This is a genomic window from Nocardioides sp. R-C-SC26 (assembly GCF_021246465.1).
GTDB lineage: Bacteria > Actinomycetota > Actinomycetes > Propionibacteriales > Nocardioidaceae > Nocardioides.
The window spans coordinates 102,926-121,475 of the sequence record NZ_JAHRHK010000009.1 but is presented as its reverse complement, the minus strand read 5'-3'; the positions used below and the strand labels follow the sequence as shown (position 1 = coordinate 121,475).

The following is an 18,550-nucleotide window of genomic DNA, read 5'->3' as shown; positions in this document are numbered from 1 at the left end:
TCATCCGTTCGTGCATCCCGGTCGCCCTGTGTGACACAACTCGGTCATCAGTCGACGCCGGGTCACGAGGAGAGGACATGAGCTCACGCGTGGAGAGCAGGATGCCGCTCGCGGCGCGCGTCCAGACCAGACGACCCCGGCTCTACGACGTCCTGGCCGTCCGGGAGCCGGGGGTGACGATCGTCGCTGCTCCCCGGGGCTTCGACAGCACTCAGGTGATCCTCGACTGTGCGCAGCACGCGCGGGCACAGGGGCCGATCAGGGTCGGGTGGTTCGACTACGCCCGAGGAGATGAGGCGGCATCGGCCGGCACGCCGAGCGACGTCGTGGAGTCGGCGGTGCGTGCGTTCGTGGCCGAGCATGCCCCGCGGGCGAGGCCCACGGGGATCGGGGATGCCGCCACTTCTCCCTACGACGGAGCCGTCGACGAGCATGTGAGGACACCCTGTCTGGTCGTCATCGACACCGGTGAGCAGCCGGGCGGCGGCTTCGTCGACTCCGTCTGCGGACTTGCGGACGACGCGCCACAGGTCGCCGTCGTCGTGGTGGTGCGGGAGCTGAACGCGGTGCCGGCGCGCGCCAGGGAGCGCCTGTCGGCGTGTGCCACCACGATCGTCACGGCGTCGGATCTCGCTCTGACCGTGGAGGAGACGACCGCGACGCTGCTCGCGTGCGGCGTTCCCGCACCACGGCGTTATGCCGAGGCCGTCCACGCCGTCGTGCATGGGCATCCCGACCTGACCGCCGAGCTCGCGGCCCAACTCGGTGCGATGGCCATCCCGCTCGAGCCCGCCGAGTTGAGCGCTCTGGTCTCTCGTGACCGACTGCTCGGCACGGCAGCGGGTGAGCAGGACCTGGTGACCGCGCTGGGGTGGCTGGCGCTCGCGACCGCGCCCACGCGGGGGCTGGCCGAGCGCCTCCTCGCGGGCTCCGACGTCGACAGTGTGTTCGCTGCTGCCGAACGCGCCGGCCTCGGCATGTGGGCCCTGACTCTCGGCGAGCAGCGGTTCCAGATCGCACCGCACGCGCGGGCGTACCTGGCCGAACTCGCCGGACGCGATCCGCGGAGCGCCGACCTGGGTCGCGAGGTCGTCGCCTGGGCGGAGGGACGCGGACTGCTCGTCGAGGCGCTGACATGCGCGCTCGACCTCGGCTGGCTCGAGGAGGTCCATCGTCTGGCGAGCACCCATCTGGGGCGACTGCTCCTCGCGCGACCCGCCGTGCTGCGACCGGTCGTCGAGCACCTGCTCACGGTAGCGCCGGGGCGTGGTCCCGAGGTGGCCGGACTAGCCCTGGCCGCCTACAGCAACGGTACGGCCATGCGGTCGCTGGTCGCACCGATCATCATGGCCTCGGCCGCGCGACGAGCCAGGTCCGAGACTCCCCAGGAGAGGTTGGTCCGCCACTGGGCGCTCGCGACAGCGGCCCGTCTCCGAGGCTGTCCGGATCCGGCGCCGACGAACGGTCCGACGCTGCGCGAGCACTGGTCCGACGACCCTGCCACGGCTGCCTGTGAGATCGAGTTCGAGATGGAGTGCGCCCTGGCACGGGCCGCGCACGGGGACGTCGCCGGCGCCCTGACGCTCCTCGCGTCGGTCGCCGAGCGCGACGGTCGGGGCGGTCATCCCCGCCGGATGCGGGCGCTCGCCGCAGCGGCTGCCCTGCGGGCGGCCGCCGGTGAGTTGAACGTCGCGCGGCGACTCCTGGCCGAGGCGCCTCGGGGCGAGTGGCCCGACCACTGGCTCGACGACGTCCCAGGAATCCAGTGGCGCGCCGCCCGAGCGTGGCTCGCCCTCGAGGACGGCGACGCGTCGCGGGCGCGCGAGCACCTCGTGGTCGCGGTCTCCGTCGCGGACCCGACCGAGTACTGGACCTACCTCGCCGAACCACTCGCCGCCACGGTCGCGGTGCTCGGCCCCGATGCCGACGTCGAGCGATGGCAGACGCTGTTCCACGACGCCGTGGACTGGCAGAGCGCCCCGGCTCCCTGGGCCCTGACCGCGCTGCGGGTGGAGGCCGATGCGTTACTCCACACTCCGCCGTCCCCGGCCTCCGCGCGCGATCGTGCTGTTCCCATCGGCGAGACCGCCGAGTCGGTGCTGGCGTGGTCCTGGCTGGCCTACGTCGACGGACACCTCGAGGAGGCGGCCGTGGGGTCGGCGGCGGCACGGGCGGGTGCCCTGGGCTCGGTACGCCGCAAGATCGAGCTCGCGACGCTGGAAGCGGCATTGGAGAGCCGGTCCGCCGGCTCGTCCAGGGAGGCCCGCCGTTCGTGGGCCGACCTGTACCGGGCGCACCGGTTGAGCGTTCCCGCCTCGCGGCTCCCCGAGCGCGACCGCCGAGCGCTCCTCGGTGCGCCTGTGCGACCTCGGATCGAGGTGCCCCGAGGCGACCTTCCTGGTCGGGAACTCACCGACCGTGAGCTGGATGTCCTGCGTCAGCTGGCGCTCGGTCGCAAGCTGGCGCAGATCGCACGCGCCAACGTCGTCAGCCTGAACACCGTCAAGACCCAGGTGCGCTCGATCTATCGCAAACTGGGCGTCGCATCCCGATGGGACGCGGTGGACATGGCGATCGCACGAGGGATGCTCGTGGAGGGCGAGGACGGGTGACCCGGAGGGACAGGCCCGGACGGGCAGTGACGTCAGCGCGCGTCGTCCAGATAGCCGTCGGCCACCGCGGCGCGATAGAGGTCGGTCTTCGACCGGACACTGCGGCCGGCCTCGGCGTACTTCCGCTTGACGACGTCGATGTACTTCTTCGCCGTGTCGCGCTTGACTCCGATGCCGGCCGCGACCGCCTCGAGAGTGAGGCCGGAGGCGTAGAGGACCAGCGCGCGCTCCTCCTGGTCGCTGAGCGCCGGCCGGCCGGGATCGTTGACGATCACGTTGGCCATGTCGGGTGTCATCCACTCGCCGCCGGACAACACGGTGTGCACCGCGTCGACCAGGTCGGTCGCAGGGTCGCGTTTCCCGACGAATCCAGCGACGCCGGCACGCATCACCTGACGCACCAGCGCGGGCGAGGCCATCGCGGAGAGCACCAGCACGCGGAGTCCGCCGCGCACCAACGACGCGACCAACTCCGGATCCACGGCGGGACCTCGGTCGACGCTGAGGTCGAGCACGAGCAGATGGGGCCGCTCCTCCCGTGGCGCACGTTCGAGCCACGCCACGAACTGCGGCAGGTGCTCACAGCGGGCGACGACACGCACCCCCGCGCGTTCGTGGAGCACTTCCTCAGTGCGCTCGCGCTGGAGGGCGTGATCCTCCACGATGGCGACGCGGTAGAAGCCCCGACGCAACGGCGTGCCCGACGTCGGCATCCTTCTCCTTCGTTCGTACCGGCCGCGTGGGGGATCGGCATGACGGAGCGCAATCTATCGTCTCGCGCGAGCCTGAGCGGTGCTCGCGGTCGGTGGAGATTGCGTGGTGTCCTCCGGTGAGTCGGATGAGCGCGCGGTCGGCCCCCGAGCAGTCGGCCGGTCGCTCCCCGGGCTGGGCGAGCGCGACCTTCGGCGCGGCGCTGCGCCGCGCCGTCTCGGTCCCCGCTTTCGCGGGCTTCGCGCTCCTGGTGACGCTCTGGATCCTGAGCGGCTGGCCCGCGGGAGTCGCCGGCATCCTCCTGTTCGGGGCTGTCCTCGTGGCGCTCCCCGTCACCCTGCGGATCGTGGTCAGGCCTACTGCCGATCCACGGTGGCTGGTCGTGGTCGGCGCGCCGGTGATCGGCTGCGCCTGGGCTGCCGCGCCGGGTCGCTACTCCGACCAGAGCTTCGCGGTGATCTGGATCTCTTACCTCCTGGTGGTCGGCGCGGGCTTCCTGCTGACGCGACGTCTGGCACTCGCGGCCGGCGGGGTCCTCGGTGTGCTCAGCGGCGGGTCGATCCAGGTGTTCCATCCGGACTGGGCCGGCCAGCTCGCGTTCGACGTGGCGGGGACCTGCATCGCCATCGCCATCGCAGTCGGAGCCGCCCGACTGGCCATCGAGCGCTTCCTGGCCCGCGCGGACCGCGACGAGGAGAAGACCGAGGCTGCGCTCCGGCGGGCCGCTGCCGAGCGCGCCGCGGTACGCCGCGCGAGCGAGGCTGCGCGCACGTTGCACGACACGGTCATCAACACCTTGGGGGCTGTGGCCAACGGCGGGCGCGTCATGCACGACCTCGAACGTGTGCAGGCACGCTGCGCCGCAGATCTGGAGATCATCGCGAGCATCCTCGACGACGACCGGACTGCGTCCGAGGTCGATGTGCCGCTCCCTTCGTGGCGGGAGCTCGGCGAGCGCGCAGCCGTCGAGGTCGAGCTGATCGGTCTGACGGAGGAGGAGTTCGCGGCGTGGGTCGTCGCCCAGGAGCGTCCTGTTGCTGCGGCGGTCCTCGAAGCATCCGCCGAGGTGCTCCAGAACGTCGCGCGGCACGCAGGTGTCCAGCACGCGCGCGTCGACCTCGAGTACGCCGACGGCACCTCCGTCCTGCGGATCCGGGACGACGGCGTCGGCTTCGAGCCCGAGCTGGGCATCGGTCGAGGACTGCGCGAGTCGCTGATAGGTCGCTGCGCCGACGTGGGGGTCGTCGCCACCGTGACCTCCCGGCCCGGTCAGGGGGTCACGGTGACGATGCTCGTCCCTGGCTCGCTCCGTGCCGAGCCCACCAGCGAGGGCTCGAACCTCGTGGTCGCAGCGGCGACCGCGCGCGGCTTGGCCGCGTGGCTGTGGGCTGGCGTCGCGACGGCGATGGTGCCCGCCCTCGAGTTGATGTCGAGGCCCGATGTCTACGAGCCAGTCTGGGGGGCGTTGCCCGTGCTGCTGGCCGTCCTCGGCGGCAGCTTCGTCGCGGTTCGGCGATGGCAGCGGCTGGGGCTCGGCCTGGAGATCCTCCTGATCGTCAGCCTGATTCTCGTCTGGCTGCTCGCTCTCGCCGGCGCCGAGTTCGGCCGCGGGGACGTCGCCGACTGGCAGGCACTCGTGCCCAGCGTGCCGTGGGTGCTGCTGGTCTACTTCGGCCGCCCGGGTGCCGCTCGCGCCGCGAGCGCCGTGTTCTGGGCCACCGTGTCCCTGGTGACCACGTCGCAGTTGCTCGCTGGCGCGCCGGCAGCCTGGAGCATCGCGACCGGATCGGGCGTCTGCTACCTGTTCGTGCTGGGGCTCAGTCGGTTCCGCGATGCCTTCGACACCATCGGAGCGCGCGCCGGCGACGACGCACGAACGACCGCGATCCTCCGCGAGCAGGCAGCGGTGCGCACGGCTTCACAGCAGGCGCTCGCACGGTGGAAGGTGGCAGGACTCGAGCGGTCCGCCGAACTCTTGGAGGCCATCAGTCAGGGTCGGACTCCGCCGACGCAGATCGAGCTCCGGCGGGACTGCGCGGCGGAGGAGCGCCACCTGCGCCAACTGCTGCTGTTGAGTCCTGAGCTGGTTCACCTGGGCGTGTGGTTCACCCGTGCCTCGGCGGAAGCCCGGGCTGCGGGTGTCGAGTTGGCACTCCGGACCGGGGAGCGCGATGCCCCCGACGTCGCGGGCGCGGCGTGGTTGGGCGCGCTCGTCTGCAGGGCCGTCGAGGCCCTCGGCCCAGGGATGCCGCTGACCATCGGCCTGTACCCCAGCGGGGCAGGAGGCGGGCAGCTGCTCGTCGTCGGCCCTCCCGAGATGGCTGACAGCCCCGGCCTGATCGACCGCGCACCGCCCGGGTGGGCGATCCACCTGCGCAGATATGCCAAGCAGAGCGTGGTCGAGGTGCACTGGCCCGGTAGTGCGATCGAGCCCGAGCTGCGCGCCCAATCGGCGGCTGAGAGTACGGCGCAGAGCGCGGGTGTGATCGGTCCCGACCGCGCCACCCACCGTGACGAACGACGGTCCCGGGCCTGAAACCCCGTCGAGACCTGACTTCGCGCGCCACTAATCTTGGCCCATGTCCGCCAAGCCCTCCGCCCGTGACGCCATCGATGCGCTCCAGGGGCACGAGGCGTGGGCGATCATCCGGCGCTCGACCCGCAAGGGCGAGCGTGACTCGGTCGGGCTGATCGGCGGACGCCGCGAGGTGCTGACGTCGCTGCTCGACATCCCGCTCGAGGAGGGGGTACCCGCCGACGGGCACATCGCCGACCGTCTCGTGGCCGTGCCCTTCCACCAGGTGCGCGAACGCGGGTTCCGGGCCCACGACGACGGCACCCCGCTCGTGGTCGTCGAGATCGAGAGTGAGCTGGAGTACGGCGTGGCGGAGGTGATCGAGGCGATCGACGCCGTCGACGTCGCCTTCGCCGACCGCGGCGGGTTCGAGACCGACGACGAGGAGTACGGCCGGCTCGTCGATTCGATCATCCGCGACGAGATCGGCCAGGGCGAGGGCGCCAACCTCGTCATCGGCCGGCACTACCGCGCGCAGGTCGCCGACTGGGGCGTGGCCCCGGCGCTCGCCGTCTTCCGGCGGTTGCTCGAGCGCGAGCGGGGCGCCTACTGGACCTACATCTTCTTCACCGGCGACCGGTACCTGATCGGCGCGAGCCCCGAGCGGCACGTCTCGGTGCACGACGGCGACGTGCGGATGAACCCGATCAGCGGCACGTTCCGGCTGCCGACCGCGACGACGGGGGGCGGAGAGGAGCTCAAGCGCGAGCTGGTCGACTTCCTGCACGACGAGAAGGAGATCTACGAGCTCTTCATGGTCGTCGATGAGGAGCTGAAGATGATGTGCGACATCTGCACCGAGGGCGGCCAGGTGCTCGGCCCGTTCCTCAAGCCGATGAGCCGCCTCGTGCACACCGAGTACCTCCTGGCCGGCCGTACCGGCCGCGACCCGCGCGAGGTGCTGCGCGACACGATGTTCGCCGCGACGGTCACCGGCAGTCCGGTGGAGAACGCCTGCCGTCTGATCGAGAAGTACGAGACCGTCGGGCGCCGCTACTACGCCGCCGCGCTGGCGCTCTTCGGCCGCGACGGCCAGGGAGGCCACGTCGTCGACAGCCCGATCGTGATCCGCACCGCCGACGTCGACCTCGACGGCAACCTCACCGTGACGGCGGGCGCGACCCTGGTGCGCGACTCCGACCCCGCCTACGAGGTCGCCGAGACCCACGCCAAGGCCGGCGGCATCCTCAGCGCGTTCGGCCTGGTGCCGCCCGCGCCGGTCTCGAGCGTCGACGTCGCCGACCTGGTGACCGACGAGGACGTCCTGATCGCCCTCAACCAGCGCAACCGCCGGCTCTCCTCGTTCTGGTTGACCGACCAGGCCGGCGCCGACCCCGACCCGCGCCTGGCCGGGCAGCACGCGATCGTGCTCGACGGCGAGGACGACTTTGTCAACATGTTGCGTCACGTGCTCGGCGTCCTCGGCATGACCTCCTCGGTGATCCGCCACGAGGACTACGTGCCGGGCTGCCTCGACGATGCCGACCTGGTGATCGTCGGCCCGGGGCCGGGCGACCCGCGCGACGACGCGGATCCGAAGATGGCCCACCTACGCTCCGCCGTCGCCCGGTTGCTCGAGCGCGGGCAGCCGTTCCTCGCCGTCTGTCTCGGCCATCAGGCGCTCTGCCACCAGCTCGGCATCGGCTTGGCCTACAAGGACATCGTCTTCCAGGGCACCCAGTCGCCGGTGCCCTACGACGGTCGCATCGAGCGGGTCGGCTTCTACAACACCTTCGTCGGACGCGTCGCCCCCGGTGCCATTTCCGACCTGCCCGACGGGGTCAGCCTCGACGTCGACCCCGACACCGGCGACATCCACCACCTGCGCGGTCCGCACTACCGGGGCATCCAGTTCCACGCCGAGTCGATCCTCACCGAGCGCGGCTACGACCTGCTCCACGACCTCGTCGCCGACCTGCTGGTGCGGTGAGCACCGGTGGTTGAGGCTGCCGAGATCGCCGCGCATGCCGCCTGACGTCGTCGTCGTCGACCACCACGACTCCTACACCGGGAGCCTGGTGCACCTGATCGCGGGCGTGACCGGCGCGCTGCCGCGCTGGGTGCAGCACGACGAGGTCGTCGTCGACGACGTGCTGCGCCACGAGTACGTCGTCCTCTCGCCCGGCCCGGGCCACCCCGCCGACCCGCATGACTTCGCCGTCGGGCGGGAGGTGCTGCGTGCCGCGGTGCGACCCGTGCTCGGGGTCTGCCTGGGATTGCAGGGCCTCGCGCTCGCCTTCGGCGGCGCGGTGGAGCGGGTACGGCCGGCGCACGGCGAGGTCGCCCGCATCGATCACGACGGGCGGGGAGTGTTCTCCGGCGTGCCAGACGGGTTCGCCGCGGTGCGCTATCACTCCCTCGCCGTCGTCGACGTGCCCGCGGAGCTGGAGGTCACGGCCCGGGCCGAGGACGGTGTGGTCATGGGCCTGCGGCACCGCACCCTGCCGCTCGAAGCGGTGCAGTTCCACCCGGAGTCGGTGCTGTCGGAGCACGGCGCGGCCCTGATCGCGAACTTCCTGGACGGCGCCTGATGAGTGGCTCTCCGACACGTGGCAGCGGTGTGGCGTGGGTGCGCGACATCGTCGCCTCCCGCCGCCGGTGCTTCTGGCTCGACGGCGGCGGTGCGCGTGGCTGGTCAGGCGAGCGGTCGATCGTCGGCTGGCTCGACGACGACGACGTCTCGCTCAGCTACCGCGCCGACCGCCGGGAGGTCACCCGTCACGTCGGCGGTCGCTCCGAAGTCGTCGGCGACGACGTGTTCGCCGTGCTGCGTGAGGAGTTGGCCGCGGGGGCGCCGTCCGACCAGTGGTTCGGGTACTTCGGCTACGCCGCCCGCACCGACCTCCCGGCCCGCCCCGGTGCGGCTCTCGGCGGTGACGGGCTCCCGGACGCCGTCTGGATGCGGCCGAGCCGAGTGGAAGTTTTCTCGGCCAGCCGAGAGAACAGGACCTTGGCGTACGAAGTTTCCTCGTCCAATGTCCGGCTTTCTCGGCCGGCCGAGAAAACCGGACGGGCGCCGGCCGACTACCGCGCCGCGTTCGACGCCGTCCAGGAGCGGTTGCGGGGCGGCGACACCTACGAGACCAATCTGACGGTGAGGCTCGAGCACGAGGGTGACGCCGACCCCCTCGCGGTCTACGAACGGCTGCGGGCGCTCAACCCCGCCCCGTACGCCGGATTCCTGCAGCACGACGTCGACGACGCGCGGGCATGGCTGCTCAGCTCGAGCCCGGAGCGCTACGCGCTGGTCACGGCGGACCGCCGGTTGGAGGCCAAGCCGATCAAAGGCACCACGCCGCGCGACGCCGATCCCGTGCGTGACGCTGCCCGTCGCCGCGAACTCGCGACCGACCCGCGATTCCGCGCCGAGAACCTGATGATCGTCGACCTGCTGCGGCACGACCTCGCGCAGGTGTGCGACGTCGGCACGGTGCAGGTGCCGGGCCTGATGGAGGTGGAGTCCTACGCCTCGGTGCACCAGTTGGTCTCCACCGTCACCGGCAGGCTCCGCGACGACGTCGACACCGTCGCCGCGTTGCAGGCGCTGTTCCCGGCGGGGTCGATGACCGGTGCGCCCAAGCGCCGCACGATGGAGATCATCGATGCCGTCGAGGAGACCCCGCGAGGGGTCTATGCAGGCGCGTTCGGGTGGATCGCCGCCGACGGCCGCGCCGATCTCGGGGTCGTGATCCGCTCGCTGACGACGCTCGGCGACGGTCGCTACCGGCTCGGCACGGGGGGCGGGATCACCGTGCACTCCGACGTCGAGGACGAGTGGGCCGAAGCCGGGTGGAAGGCGGAGCGGCTGCTCGCCGCGTTGCGGGCCCACCCGCAGCCGGGGACGGCGACGTCCGGATTCTCACCCACCGACGCTGGGTGAGGGCGCGCGCCGGCGAGACCGCGTGGGACGGACCGCGTGGCTCGGACGGGAGTCCCGCTCGTTCCGCCCGGTGCTCCTCGACAGGACCACCGCGGCCGTCAGTCGTCGGCGACCTCGGAGCCGGCCGCGTGAGCGGCGAGGTCGCCGAGCATCTGCTTGACGGCGGCGACGTCGCGCGCGCGGTCGAACGGGCCCGGGTCCACGACGTTGACCAGCTGCACGAGCTGGCCGTTCTGCACGAACCCCGACACGAACAGCGTCTCCTCGTCGATGGAGACGACGAGTCGGGCATCGTCGGCCTGCGGCACGTCGGGGGCGGTCACCTCGATGCTGGTGCCCTCGGTGGGCTCACCGAAGGTGCCGATCATCTCCGCGAGACTCCCAGCGAAGAGCTGGTAGTTGACGTCGACGACCGGGGAGTTCTCGGCGGCCCCGCTGCTCGGGCGGAAGGTGCACTCGGGAGCGCTGTCGGTGCCGGTGCTCTCGTCGAAGCTGGTGTCGAACGCCTCCTCGACGGCGTTGGCGTCCAAGCCGTCGCAAGGGTTCCACAGGGCGGGGGCCTCGGTCGGAAGAGACGGCCGCTCGCCCAGCGGTGCGTCGTCGGAGCCGCCGTCGTCGCCGGAGCAGCCCGACGCCGCGAGCACGACGGCGAGCAGGCCGGTGCCGATCAGGGCCGAGCGGCGACGCCTAGGCATCAGAACGCCCCGGGAGCAGCATCTGCAGGCGAGCGCCGCCGGACGGCGAGGCGTCGGCGCGCACGGCGCCGGAGTGCCGCTCGGCGACCTGCCGCACGATGGAGAGACCCAGCCCCGAGCCGGGCATGGTGCGGGCGTCCTCGGCGCGCCAGAAGCGGTCGAAGACCCGCTCGCGCTCGCCGGGCGCGATGCCCGGGCCGTCGTCGTCGATGGTCAGCACACCCCCACCCAACCGCACCGTGATCGTGCCCCCGGCAGGGCCCCACTTGGCCGCGTTGTCGAGCAGATTGGTGACGGCGCGCTCCAGCGCGGGCGCCTCGCCGACGACGTACCAGTGCTCACAGCCGACGTCGAAGGTCGTCTCGGGTGCACGCCGTCTCACCCGCGCGACGGCGACGTCGACGATCTCGCTCAGGTCGACCTCGCCGACGACCGGCGCGATCGGCTCGTCGCGCGCCAGCTCGGTGAGGTCGCCGATCAGCGTGGTGAGCTCGTCGGTCTGCGCGGCGATGTCGTCGAGGAGCTCGCGTCGCGCCTGGGGGTCCAGCGACGGCGCGCCGGCGGCCGCGCCGTCGGACTGCAGCAGCAGGTCGACGTTGGTGCGCAGCGAGGTCAGCGGTGTGCGGAGCTCGTGGCCGGCGTCGGCGACCAGACGGCGCTGGTGCTCACGCGAGGCATCGAGCGCGAGCAGCATCTGGTTGAACGCCGCGGCCAGGCGGGCGACCTCGTCGTCGCCCTCGATCGGCAGCGCGGTGGTGAGGTCCTGGGTCTGGGCGATCTCCTCGACCGAGGCGGTCAGACGTCGCACCGGCCGCAGGCCGTTGCGCGTGACGGCCCAGCCGGCGATGCCGGCGCCCAGCACGCCGATCAGGCCGAATGCCAGGCTGACGAAGCCGAGACGGGTCAGCACCTTGTGCTGCTGGTCGAGTGACTCGGCGATGATCAGCGCGCCGACGTCGCCGATGGGGAAGGCGATCACGCGGTACTCCCCGGTGGCGTCGCGGATGGTGCGCAGCGACTCCTCGGTCTTGCCGGTGGCGACGTCGATCTCGGGGGTGCCGACGGCGAGCGGCGCGCCGCGGTCGTAGATGCCGAGGTTCGCCTCCGCGCTGAGGAAGAACACCCGGGTGTCGGTCGCAGGCCCCAGCCACAGCGGGATGAACGACTCGCTCTGGTTGGTCGCGATCGCCTGCGCCGTCGCGGCAGCGCGGTCGCGGAGGCTGTCGTCGAGTTGCGCGGAGAGCTGGGCGCGCGCCGTCACGTAGGCGCCGACGGCGACGAAGGCGACCGAGAGGCCGACCGCGATGGTGGTGAGGAGAAGGAGCCGCGAGGCCAGCGAGCGCCGGTAGTGCCACCGGGTGCCGATGACGTCCTCGGGGTGCGGGTCGCGCTCGGGGTCCCACCCGTCGTCGCGTCCGGGCTGCTCGGCGGGATCGGGGTGGTCGGATGCCGTGGTGAGACCCATCGGCGTCCACGTCGGAGCCGTGGCGGCCGCGCCGCGCGATGCGTCGTCGGGGTCGCCGGCTGCGGCCGAGTGGTCGAGGTCGGAGGGTCGGGTGCTCATGACTCCTTGAGCACGTACCCGACCCCGCGCACGGTGTGGATCAGGCGCGGCTCTCCCTCGGCCTCGGTCTTGCGCCGCAGGTACCCGACGTAGACCTCGAGCGAGTTCGCGGTCGTCGGGAAGTCGTAGCCCCACACCTCCTCCAGGATGAAGGAGCGGTCGAGCACCCGACGGGGTCGGCGCAGGAACATCTCGAGCAGGGTGAACTCGGTGCGGGTCAGCTCGATGGAACGGCCCTCGCGCAGCACCTCACGGGTGGAGGTGTTCATCGAGAGGCCGGCGAACTCCAGCAGCTCCTCGGCGTCGGACTCGGCGGGGACGACACGGCGCAACAGGGCGCGCAGCCGGGCCAGCAGCTCGGGCAGGGCGAACGGCTTGGTCAGGTAGTCGTCGGCGCCGGCGTCGAGACCCTCGACGCGGTCACCGACGGCGTCGCGTGCGGTGAGCACGATGATCGGGATGTCGTTACCCGCGCTGCGCAGCGCCTTGGTGGTCTCCAGGCCGTCGAGTCGCGGCATCATCACGTCCATCACGACGACGTCCGGATCGACGCCGGCGATGCCCGCCAGCGCCTCGGCGCCGTCACCGGCCAGGTGCACGTCGTAGCCGTTGAACTCCAGCGAGCGCCGCAGCGACTCACGGACCGCGCGGTCGTCGTCGACGACGAGCACGCGGGGCTTGGCAGCGGTGGTCACCCTCCCACTGTGCCACCGAGGGCTGAGGCCGCGCTGAGAGATCGACCGCATGGTGGTGCGGGCGGTTGCGCTCGTCGTCCGGTGGTCGAGTTTGTGCACCGGTGGTCGAGCTTGTGTACCGGTGGTCGAGCTTGTCGAGACCCGCCGCATCTCGACAAGCTCGATGACCGCCCGTCGCATCTCGACAAGCTCGATGACCGGGATCGGCTCCGCGTCCCACTCACCCGGTCTCGAGTCAGGTCGCCGGCGCGACCTGCACTCGACCACCGTCGGTGTGCGCTCAGAGGTAGCGCTGCGCTGCGGCCGCAGCGCGGGCGCCGGAGCCGCCACCGAAGAGGCAGGCGTGCGCGAGGAGGGGGAAGAGCTGGTGGAGCGCGAGGCGGTCCTCCCAACCGTCGGCGAGAGGGGCGACGTCCTGGTACCCCTCGATCACGCGCGGAAGATGGGGAAGGCCGAAGAGGCTCAGCATCGCGAGGTCCATCTCGCGGTGCCCACCGTAGGCGGCGGGGTCGATCACCCAGGCGGTGCCGGTGGCGTCCCACACGACGTTGCCGTTCCACAGATCGCCGTGCAGCCGGGCGGGTGGCTCCTCGGGCAGGAGGATCGTGAGGCGACCGATCAGCTGGTCGATGGCGGCAGACTCGGCCGGTTCGAGGGCACCGCGGTCGCGGGCGAGCTTGGCGTAGGGCAGCACGCGCCGGACGGCGAAGAACTCCGCCCAGGTCGGCGTCGGACGTTGCGGCAACGGAAGGGTGCCGATGAAGCCGTCGGCACCGGAGCCGTCGAACCCGCCGAACCCGGGTGCGCCGGACGCGTGGGTGGCGGCGAGGGCGCGGCCGAAGGCGGCGGCGTCGTCGTCGCCGGCGCGGCCCGGTTCGATCCATCGCAGGATCAGGCAGTCGGCCGCGACGGCGAGCACCTCGGGCACGTCGACGCCCCCACTCGCCTCGCCCAGCCAGCGCAGTCCCGCCGCCTCACGCTCGAAGAAGCCCGCGGGCGCGGGGCTGAGCGTCTTGAACAGGGCGGTGGAACCGTCGGAGAGGCGCAGCTTGGTAGCGGTGCAGATGTCGCCACCGGCAACAGGTGCCGTCGCCACCACCGCCGCGTCGAGCAACGACTCGGCGCGGCGGGCGATGACGGAGTGCCGGCTCATCGAGTCGGGTCAGTCCCGACCGAGAGCTGCTGGGAGGGCGGCGACGATGGCGTCGCTCGTGCGCTCGACCATCGCCAACACCTCCGTGAATCCATCCTCGCCACCGTAGTACGGGTCGGGCACGATGCCGCCCGGTTCGGTCGGGTCGAGGTCGCGGAAGAGCATCACGCGGTCCGAGCGGCCGCCGATGTCGGCCAGGTTCTGCTCGTCCATCGCGAAGAGGACGTCGCACTCGGCCAGCCAGCCGTCGTCGAAGTGCCGGGCTCGGTGGGAGCTCGGGTCGTAGCCGGCGTCGCGCAGGGTGCTGGCCGCGCGAGGGTCCATCGGGTCGCCGACGTGCCAGTCGCCGGTTCCGCAGCTGACGACCTCGACGCGGCGCGGGTCGCCGAGCCCGGCCGCCGCGATGCGGTCGGCGAGGACGACGTGCGCCATCGGCGAGCGGCAGATGTTGCCCAGGCAGACCATCGCGATCCGGTAGCGATCGGTCGACCGCGCCGGCGGAAGCGCCACGTCGCGACCCGGCTGATCGCGACTCACGTGTCGGTGCCGAATGCCGCGTCGACGATCCAGGTCACCACGGTGATCACGATCGCGCCGCCCACCGCCGTCCAGAAGCCCTCGACGAAGAATCCGGTGCCGAACGGATCGGAGAGCGCCGCCGCGAGCTTGAGCATCAGCGCGTTGATCACCAGCAGGAAGAAGCCGAGCGTGAGCACGATCAGCGGGATCGAGACGATCGTCAGGATCGGCTTCACGAACGACGTCACGATGCTGAGGATCAGCGAGACCACCAGCAGCGGGACGATCTTCTCCTGTACTTCCTCCCACCCGCGGCTGGGGCCGTCGAAGCCGATGCCGGTGAAGAGCCAGGCGGCCGCGGCGACGCCGACGGCGGTGGTCAGGGTGCGGAGCAGGATGCGCATGCGCCCAGTGTGCCGCCTCGGCGATACCGGGTGGGGTGGTGAGTCGGCGGGCAGGTGCGGCCGCTCAGGTCAGGCCCAGTGCCTCGACGATCTCGTGCTCCGCGTCGGCCAGGTGACGACGGAGGAACTCGTGCGCCCCGTCGGGGCCCTGGATCCGGCCCGCGTCGAGCAGGTCGACGAGGGCTGCGTGGGAGTCGGCCTCGTCGTGGGCGTTGCGTCGCAGACGCTCGACCTGGGCCAACGCGAGGCGGAGCTCGCGGACCAGCGACTCGGCCGCGGCGACCAGACGCGGGCTCGACGTCAGGCCGACGAGCGAGACGTGGAAGGCCAGGTGCAGAGCGTTGAGCGACTCGTACGAGGCGTCGGCCCGGACGGCGTCGGTGTAGACGCGCAGCGAGGTGCGGACGGCGTCCCGCGCCGTGTCGTCCGCCTCGCACCAGGCGAGAACGCCCGCCCCCTCGAGCACCCAGCGCGCCCGGCACACGTCGCGCACCGAGTCGGCGGCCGGGATCGCGACGCTCACGCCGCGGTGCGTCTCGCGCACGGCCAGCCCGTCGGCGACGAGTTGCCCCAGCGCTTCGCGCACGGTGGATCGGGCGACCCCGAGGGAGTCGGCGAGCGCGATCTCGCGCAGCGGCGTGCCGCTCTCGAGCTCGCCGTCGAAGATCGCCCGTCGGAGCTCGGCGGCGGTCCGCTCGACCGTCGACGTCATCTCGACCGACAGCGAGGCGAACGTGCCAGCGGCGTCACTCACCCTCACATTGTGCCGGTGTTCGCCGATGGGGGTCGCATCCCGTATTGTCGGATTGTCCGACAATCATGCGGACCGGCGATGGAGGTGGCAGAGGTGATGGAGAGCGAACTCGTCTGGGGACGTCACTACCTGGCGGTCGAACCCACCGCCTTCCGCGTCGAGTACGCGATCAACCCGTTCATGGACGTCGAAGTCCAGCCCGACGCCGCACTCGCCTTCCGGCAGTGGCACGAGCTGGTGCGCGTGCTGCGTGAGTGCGGCGCCCGCGTCGACGTCCTCCCCCAGCGTCGCGACGCGCCCGACATGGTCTACGCGATGAACCTCGGCCTCGGGGTGCTCGACGCCGACGGCGATCGCCGCGCCGTCCTCTCCCACATGCGCTACGCCGAGCGCCGGATGGAGACCCGCTCGGCAGAGCGCTGGTTGCGTGAGCACGGTTGGGCGACGTCGGTGGTCGGGCGCGACGGCGTCGGCCCGCACCTGGAGGCCGGCGACGCCTTCGCCTGGCGCGGGTCGCTCGTCGTCGGCTACGGCCCTCGCACCGAGGAGCTGGCGCTCAAGCACGTCGCCGCCGAGCTCGGCGTCCGGGTGCAGGGGCTGAAGATCGCCCACCCCGGGATGTACCACCTCGATCTGGCCTTCTGCCCCCTCGACGCGCGCCGCGCATTGGTCTGCCCCGACGCACTGGACGCCACGTCGGCCGCCGCGCTGCTCGACCTCGTGCCCGAGCCGATCGTGCTCACCGAGGAGGAGGCGCTGACGACGTTCTGCGCGAACTCCGTGGTGGTCGGCCGGACCGTCGTGATGCCGGCCTGCCCCGAGCGCGTGCGTCGGCAGCTGGAGGAGTGGGGCTTCACGGTGCGCGTCGTCGACGTGGGGGAGTTCCACAAGGGCGGCGGTTCGATCCGCTGCCTGACCAACCCCGTCGACGTCGCCCTGGGCCGCGACCTCGACGTCGTTCCCGGCGGCCTGGTCGAGCTCGCCTGACGTCGTCTCGTCGGTTGTGGGGGATACCAAACGGGTTTTGGTAGGTAATCAAGCCGAGATCGAGGGAAATGCCTGCTGAAACACGTTTGGTATCCCCAGCGGTAGCCTCGGTGCGGTGTTCCCGGTCGGCGGCGTCGAGGTGATGCTGCTCGGCGTCGTGCTCGCCGCGATGGCGGCTGTGCCACTGGCCTGGGCGTTGCGCCGTCGACTCGGCTGGGTGGCCGCGGTCGGGGCGGCGGGCCTGCTGTGGTCGCTCGTGGTGATCGCGCTGGTGACGCTGATCCCGTTCGACGGGCCACCGGGCTGGGTCTCGGAGGAGTACCGCCTCGACCACTGCTCGTGGGATCTCGGCGGGCCGGCGCCCGACGGCTTCTGGATCTTCTCGGGCACCCAGCGGCTGCTCAACACGCTGATCTTCATGCCGTCCGGGGCTCTGCTCGTGCTCGCTCTCGCGCGATGGCCTCGTTGGCTCGCGCTCGCGCTGCCGCTGGGGTGGGTGACGCTCGCCGGCTACGCCGTCGGCATCGAGTACACCCAGCTGGTCCTGGCCCGGCTCGATCGCGCGTGCGACATCACCGACATGGTCGACAACGCCACCGGCGCGGCGCTCGGGATCGGCATCGGCCTGCTCCTCGCCGTCGCGCTGCGGCCCTGGCGAGGTGGGGTGTGGAGGCCGTCCCGGCGAGGTTCGCGCGACGTCCTAACCTGAGCGCATGTCGCACCCCCACCCGCGCCCCAACGTTCTGGCGATCCCGCCCTACGTGCCGGGCAAGCCGCCGGCTGCTGCGCCGGGGACGACGACGTTCAAGCTGTCGAGCAACGAGAATCCCTACCCGCCGCTGCCCGGCGTGATCGAGGCGGCCACACGCGCCGTCGAGACGATGAACCGCTACCCCGACATGGGGAGTTCGGCGCTCTACGACGCCCTCGCGGCGAGGCTCGGCGTCCCGGCCGGGCACCTGGCGACCGCGACCGGCAGCGTCGCCCTGATCTACCAGGTGCTCGCCGCGTTCTGCGAGCCCGGCGACGAGGTCGTGCACGCCTGGCGATCCTTCGAGGCCTACCCCATCGCCATCACCACGGCTGCCGCCACGAGCGTCCCCGTTCCGGTCACGACCGATGGTCGCCACGACCTCGCCGCGATGCTCGCCGCGATCACCGACCGCACCAAGGTCGTGATGGTCTGCACGCCGAACAACCCGACGGGCCCCGCTGTCACCCAGGCCGAACTGGACGCCTTCCTCGACGCCGTGCCGCCGCACGTCCTCGTCGTCGTCGACGAGGCGTACGTGGAGTTCGTGCGCATGGACGACGCGGTCGACGGCATCGCGACCTACCGATCCCACCCGAACGTCGTCGTCTTCCGCACCTTCTCCAAGGCCTACGGTCTGGCGGGCTTCCGGGTCGGCTACGCGATCGCAGGCGAGCCGATCGCGGGAGCGCTGCGCGCCGTCTCGTTGCCCTTCGGGGTCTCCGCGGTGGCGCAGGCGGCCGCCGTCGCCTCGCTCGCTGCCGAGGCCGAGCTGCTGGAGCGTGTGGAGGAACTGGTCGTCGAGCGCGCCCGGGTGGTCGAGGCCCTGCGCGACCAGGGCTGGTCTGTCCCCGAGGCCCAGGGCAACTTCGTCTGGTTCGAGCTCGGAGAGCGGACGGCCTCCTTCGCCGTCGCTGCGGAGGCTGCCGGCATCACGGTGCGCCCCTTCGCGGGCGAGGGAGTGCGCGTCTCGATCGGCGAGGTCGAGGGCAACGACCGGCTGATCGCCGTCGCTGGGGAGTTTCTGCGCGGGTGAGGGTGGCTCGCGGGAGTCGGCCTCGGAGGAGAAACACCGGGTAGCCGGGGATTCTCCTCGGCATCCGGCATCGACCGGGTGAACCTCCCGCGACACGCCGATTGCCGGTTCGTGGGGCGGGAGTTTCGCCCGATCGTCGCGGAGTTTCACCGGGTACCCGGTGAAACTCCGCGACGCGCGTTACCAACGCGCAACCCAACCGAGGCATGCTCGC

General features: G+C 71.8%; 16 protein-coding genes. 8 read left to right on the top strand and 8 right to left on the bottom strand.

Annotated elements, in window-relative coordinates; all coding sequences use genetic code 11:
• The first annotated feature begins 77 nt into the window (after positions 1 to 77).
• Positions 78 to 2,612 carry a LuxR C-terminal-related transcriptional regulator gene (locus KSO97_RS10315; protein WP_232678531.1) on the top strand — a complete coding sequence of 845 codons (2,535 nt, stop codon included), beginning with the start codon at positions 78 to 80 and terminating at the stop codon, positions 2,610 to 2,612.
• Positions 2,613 to 2,644: 32 nt separating this feature from the next.
• Here the strand turns inward: KSO97_RS10315 and KSO97_RS10310 are convergent, their stop codons facing one another.
• Positions 2,645 to 3,325: a response regulator transcription factor gene (locus KSO97_RS10310; protein WP_232678530.1), complete on the bottom strand. Its 681-nt coding sequence runs from the start codon at positions 3,323 to 3,325 to the stop codon at positions 2,645 to 2,647.
• 125 nt (positions 3,326 to 3,450) lie between these two features.
• Between KSO97_RS10310 and KSO97_RS10305 the strand changes: the two genes are divergently transcribed.
• The 4 genes from KSO97_RS10305 to KSO97_RS10290 are packed head-to-tail and all read left to right on the top strand — an operon-like array spanning position 3,451 to position 9,778.
• On the top strand, positions 3,451 to 5,859 hold the full coding sequence (locus KSO97_RS10305) for a sensor histidine kinase (protein ID WP_232678528.1): 2,409 nt from the start codon (positions 3,451 to 3,453) through the stop codon (positions 5,857 to 5,859).
• A 43-nt stretch (positions 5,860 to 5,902) separates the two neighbouring features.
• Complete coding sequence (locus KSO97_RS10300; protein WP_232678526.1) at positions 5,903 to 7,828, top strand: anthranilate synthase family protein; 1,926 nt, start codon at positions 5,903 to 5,905, stop codon at positions 7,826 to 7,828.
• A gap of 34 nt (positions 7,829 to 7,862) precedes the next feature.
• Positions 7,863 to 8,429: an aminodeoxychorismate/anthranilate synthase component II gene (locus KSO97_RS10295; RefSeq protein WP_232678524.1), complete on the top strand. Its 567-nt coding sequence runs from the start codon at positions 7,863 to 7,865 to the stop codon at positions 8,427 to 8,429.
• The gene (locus tag KSO97_RS10290; RefSeq protein WP_232678522.1) at positions 8,429 to 9,778 is read left to right on the top strand and encodes an anthranilate synthase component I family protein; all 1,350 of its coding nucleotides are present in this window, start codon (positions 8,429 to 8,431) and stop codon (positions 9,776 to 9,778) included. Before KSO97_RS10295 ends, KSO97_RS10290 begins: the two co-directional genes overlap by 1 nt.
• A gap of 98 nt (positions 9,779 to 9,876) precedes the next feature.
• On the opposite strand, the gene KSO97_RS10285 is transcribed toward KSO97_RS10290, so the two are convergent.
• The 7 genes from KSO97_RS10285 to KSO97_RS10255 form a co-directional block, all read right to left on the bottom strand.
• Entirely contained in the window at positions 9,877 to 10,473 is a 597-nt protein-coding gene (locus tag KSO97_RS10285) for a hypothetical protein (protein ID WP_232678520.1), read from the bottom strand.
• Positions 10,466 to 12,037, bottom strand: coding sequence for a HAMP domain-containing sensor histidine kinase (locus KSO97_RS10280; RefSeq protein ID WP_232678518.1), 1,572 nt, complete (start codon positions 12,035 to 12,037; stop codon positions 10,466 to 10,468). The genes KSO97_RS10285 and KSO97_RS10280 overlap by 8 nt, the downstream gene beginning before the upstream one ends.
• Entirely contained in the window at positions 12,034 to 12,732 is a 699-nt protein-coding gene (locus KSO97_RS10275) for a response regulator transcription factor (protein ID WP_232678516.1), read from the bottom strand. The genes KSO97_RS10280 and KSO97_RS10275 overlap by 4 nt, the downstream gene beginning before the upstream one ends.
• Positions 12,733 to 13,012: 280 nt before the next feature.
• The gene (locus KSO97_RS10270) at positions 13,013 to 13,885 is read right to left on the bottom strand and encodes a fructosamine kinase family protein (protein WP_232678514.1); all 873 of its coding nucleotides are present in this window, start codon (positions 13,883 to 13,885) and stop codon (positions 13,013 to 13,015) included.
• Positions 13,886 to 13,894: 9 nt separating this feature from the next.
• Positions 13,895 to 14,395 carry a low molecular weight protein-tyrosine-phosphatase gene (locus tag KSO97_RS10265; protein ID WP_232678513.1) on the bottom strand — a complete coding sequence of 167 codons (501 nt, stop codon included), beginning with the start codon at positions 14,393 to 14,395 and terminating at the stop codon, positions 13,895 to 13,897.
• Between the two features lie 23 nt (positions 14,396 to 14,418).
• Positions 14,419 to 14,808, bottom strand: a complete 390-nt coding sequence (locus tag KSO97_RS10260; protein ID WP_232678511.1) for a phage holin family protein — start codon at positions 14,806 to 14,808, stop codon at positions 14,419 to 14,421.
• Between the two features lie 64 nt (positions 14,809 to 14,872).
• A complete protein-coding gene (locus KSO97_RS10255; RefSeq protein WP_232678509.1) occupies positions 14,873 to 15,562 on the bottom strand; it encodes a GntR family transcriptional regulator in 690 nt (229 codons plus the stop codon).
• Positions 15,563 to 15,640: 78 nt separating this feature from the next.
• Between KSO97_RS10255 and KSO97_RS10250 the strand changes: the two genes are divergently transcribed.
• From KSO97_RS10250 to hisC, 3 genes are all read left to right on the top strand, one after another.
• Entirely contained in the window at positions 15,641 to 16,549 is a 909-nt protein-coding gene (locus tag KSO97_RS10250; protein ID WP_232678507.1) for a dimethylarginine dimethylaminohydrolase family protein, read from the top strand.
• A 115-nt stretch (positions 16,550 to 16,664) separates the two neighbouring features.
• A complete protein-coding gene (locus tag KSO97_RS10245) occupies positions 16,665 to 17,258 on the top strand; it encodes a VanZ family protein (RefSeq protein WP_232678505.1) in 594 nt (197 codons plus the stop codon).
• Between the two features lie 4 nt (positions 17,259 to 17,262).
• On the top strand, positions 17,263 to 18,336 hold the full coding sequence (hisC, locus tag KSO97_RS10240; protein WP_232678503.1) for a histidinol-phosphate transaminase: 1,074 nt from the start codon (positions 17,263 to 17,265) through the stop codon (positions 18,334 to 18,336).
• The last annotated feature ends 214 nt before the right edge of the window (positions 18,337 to 18,550 follow it).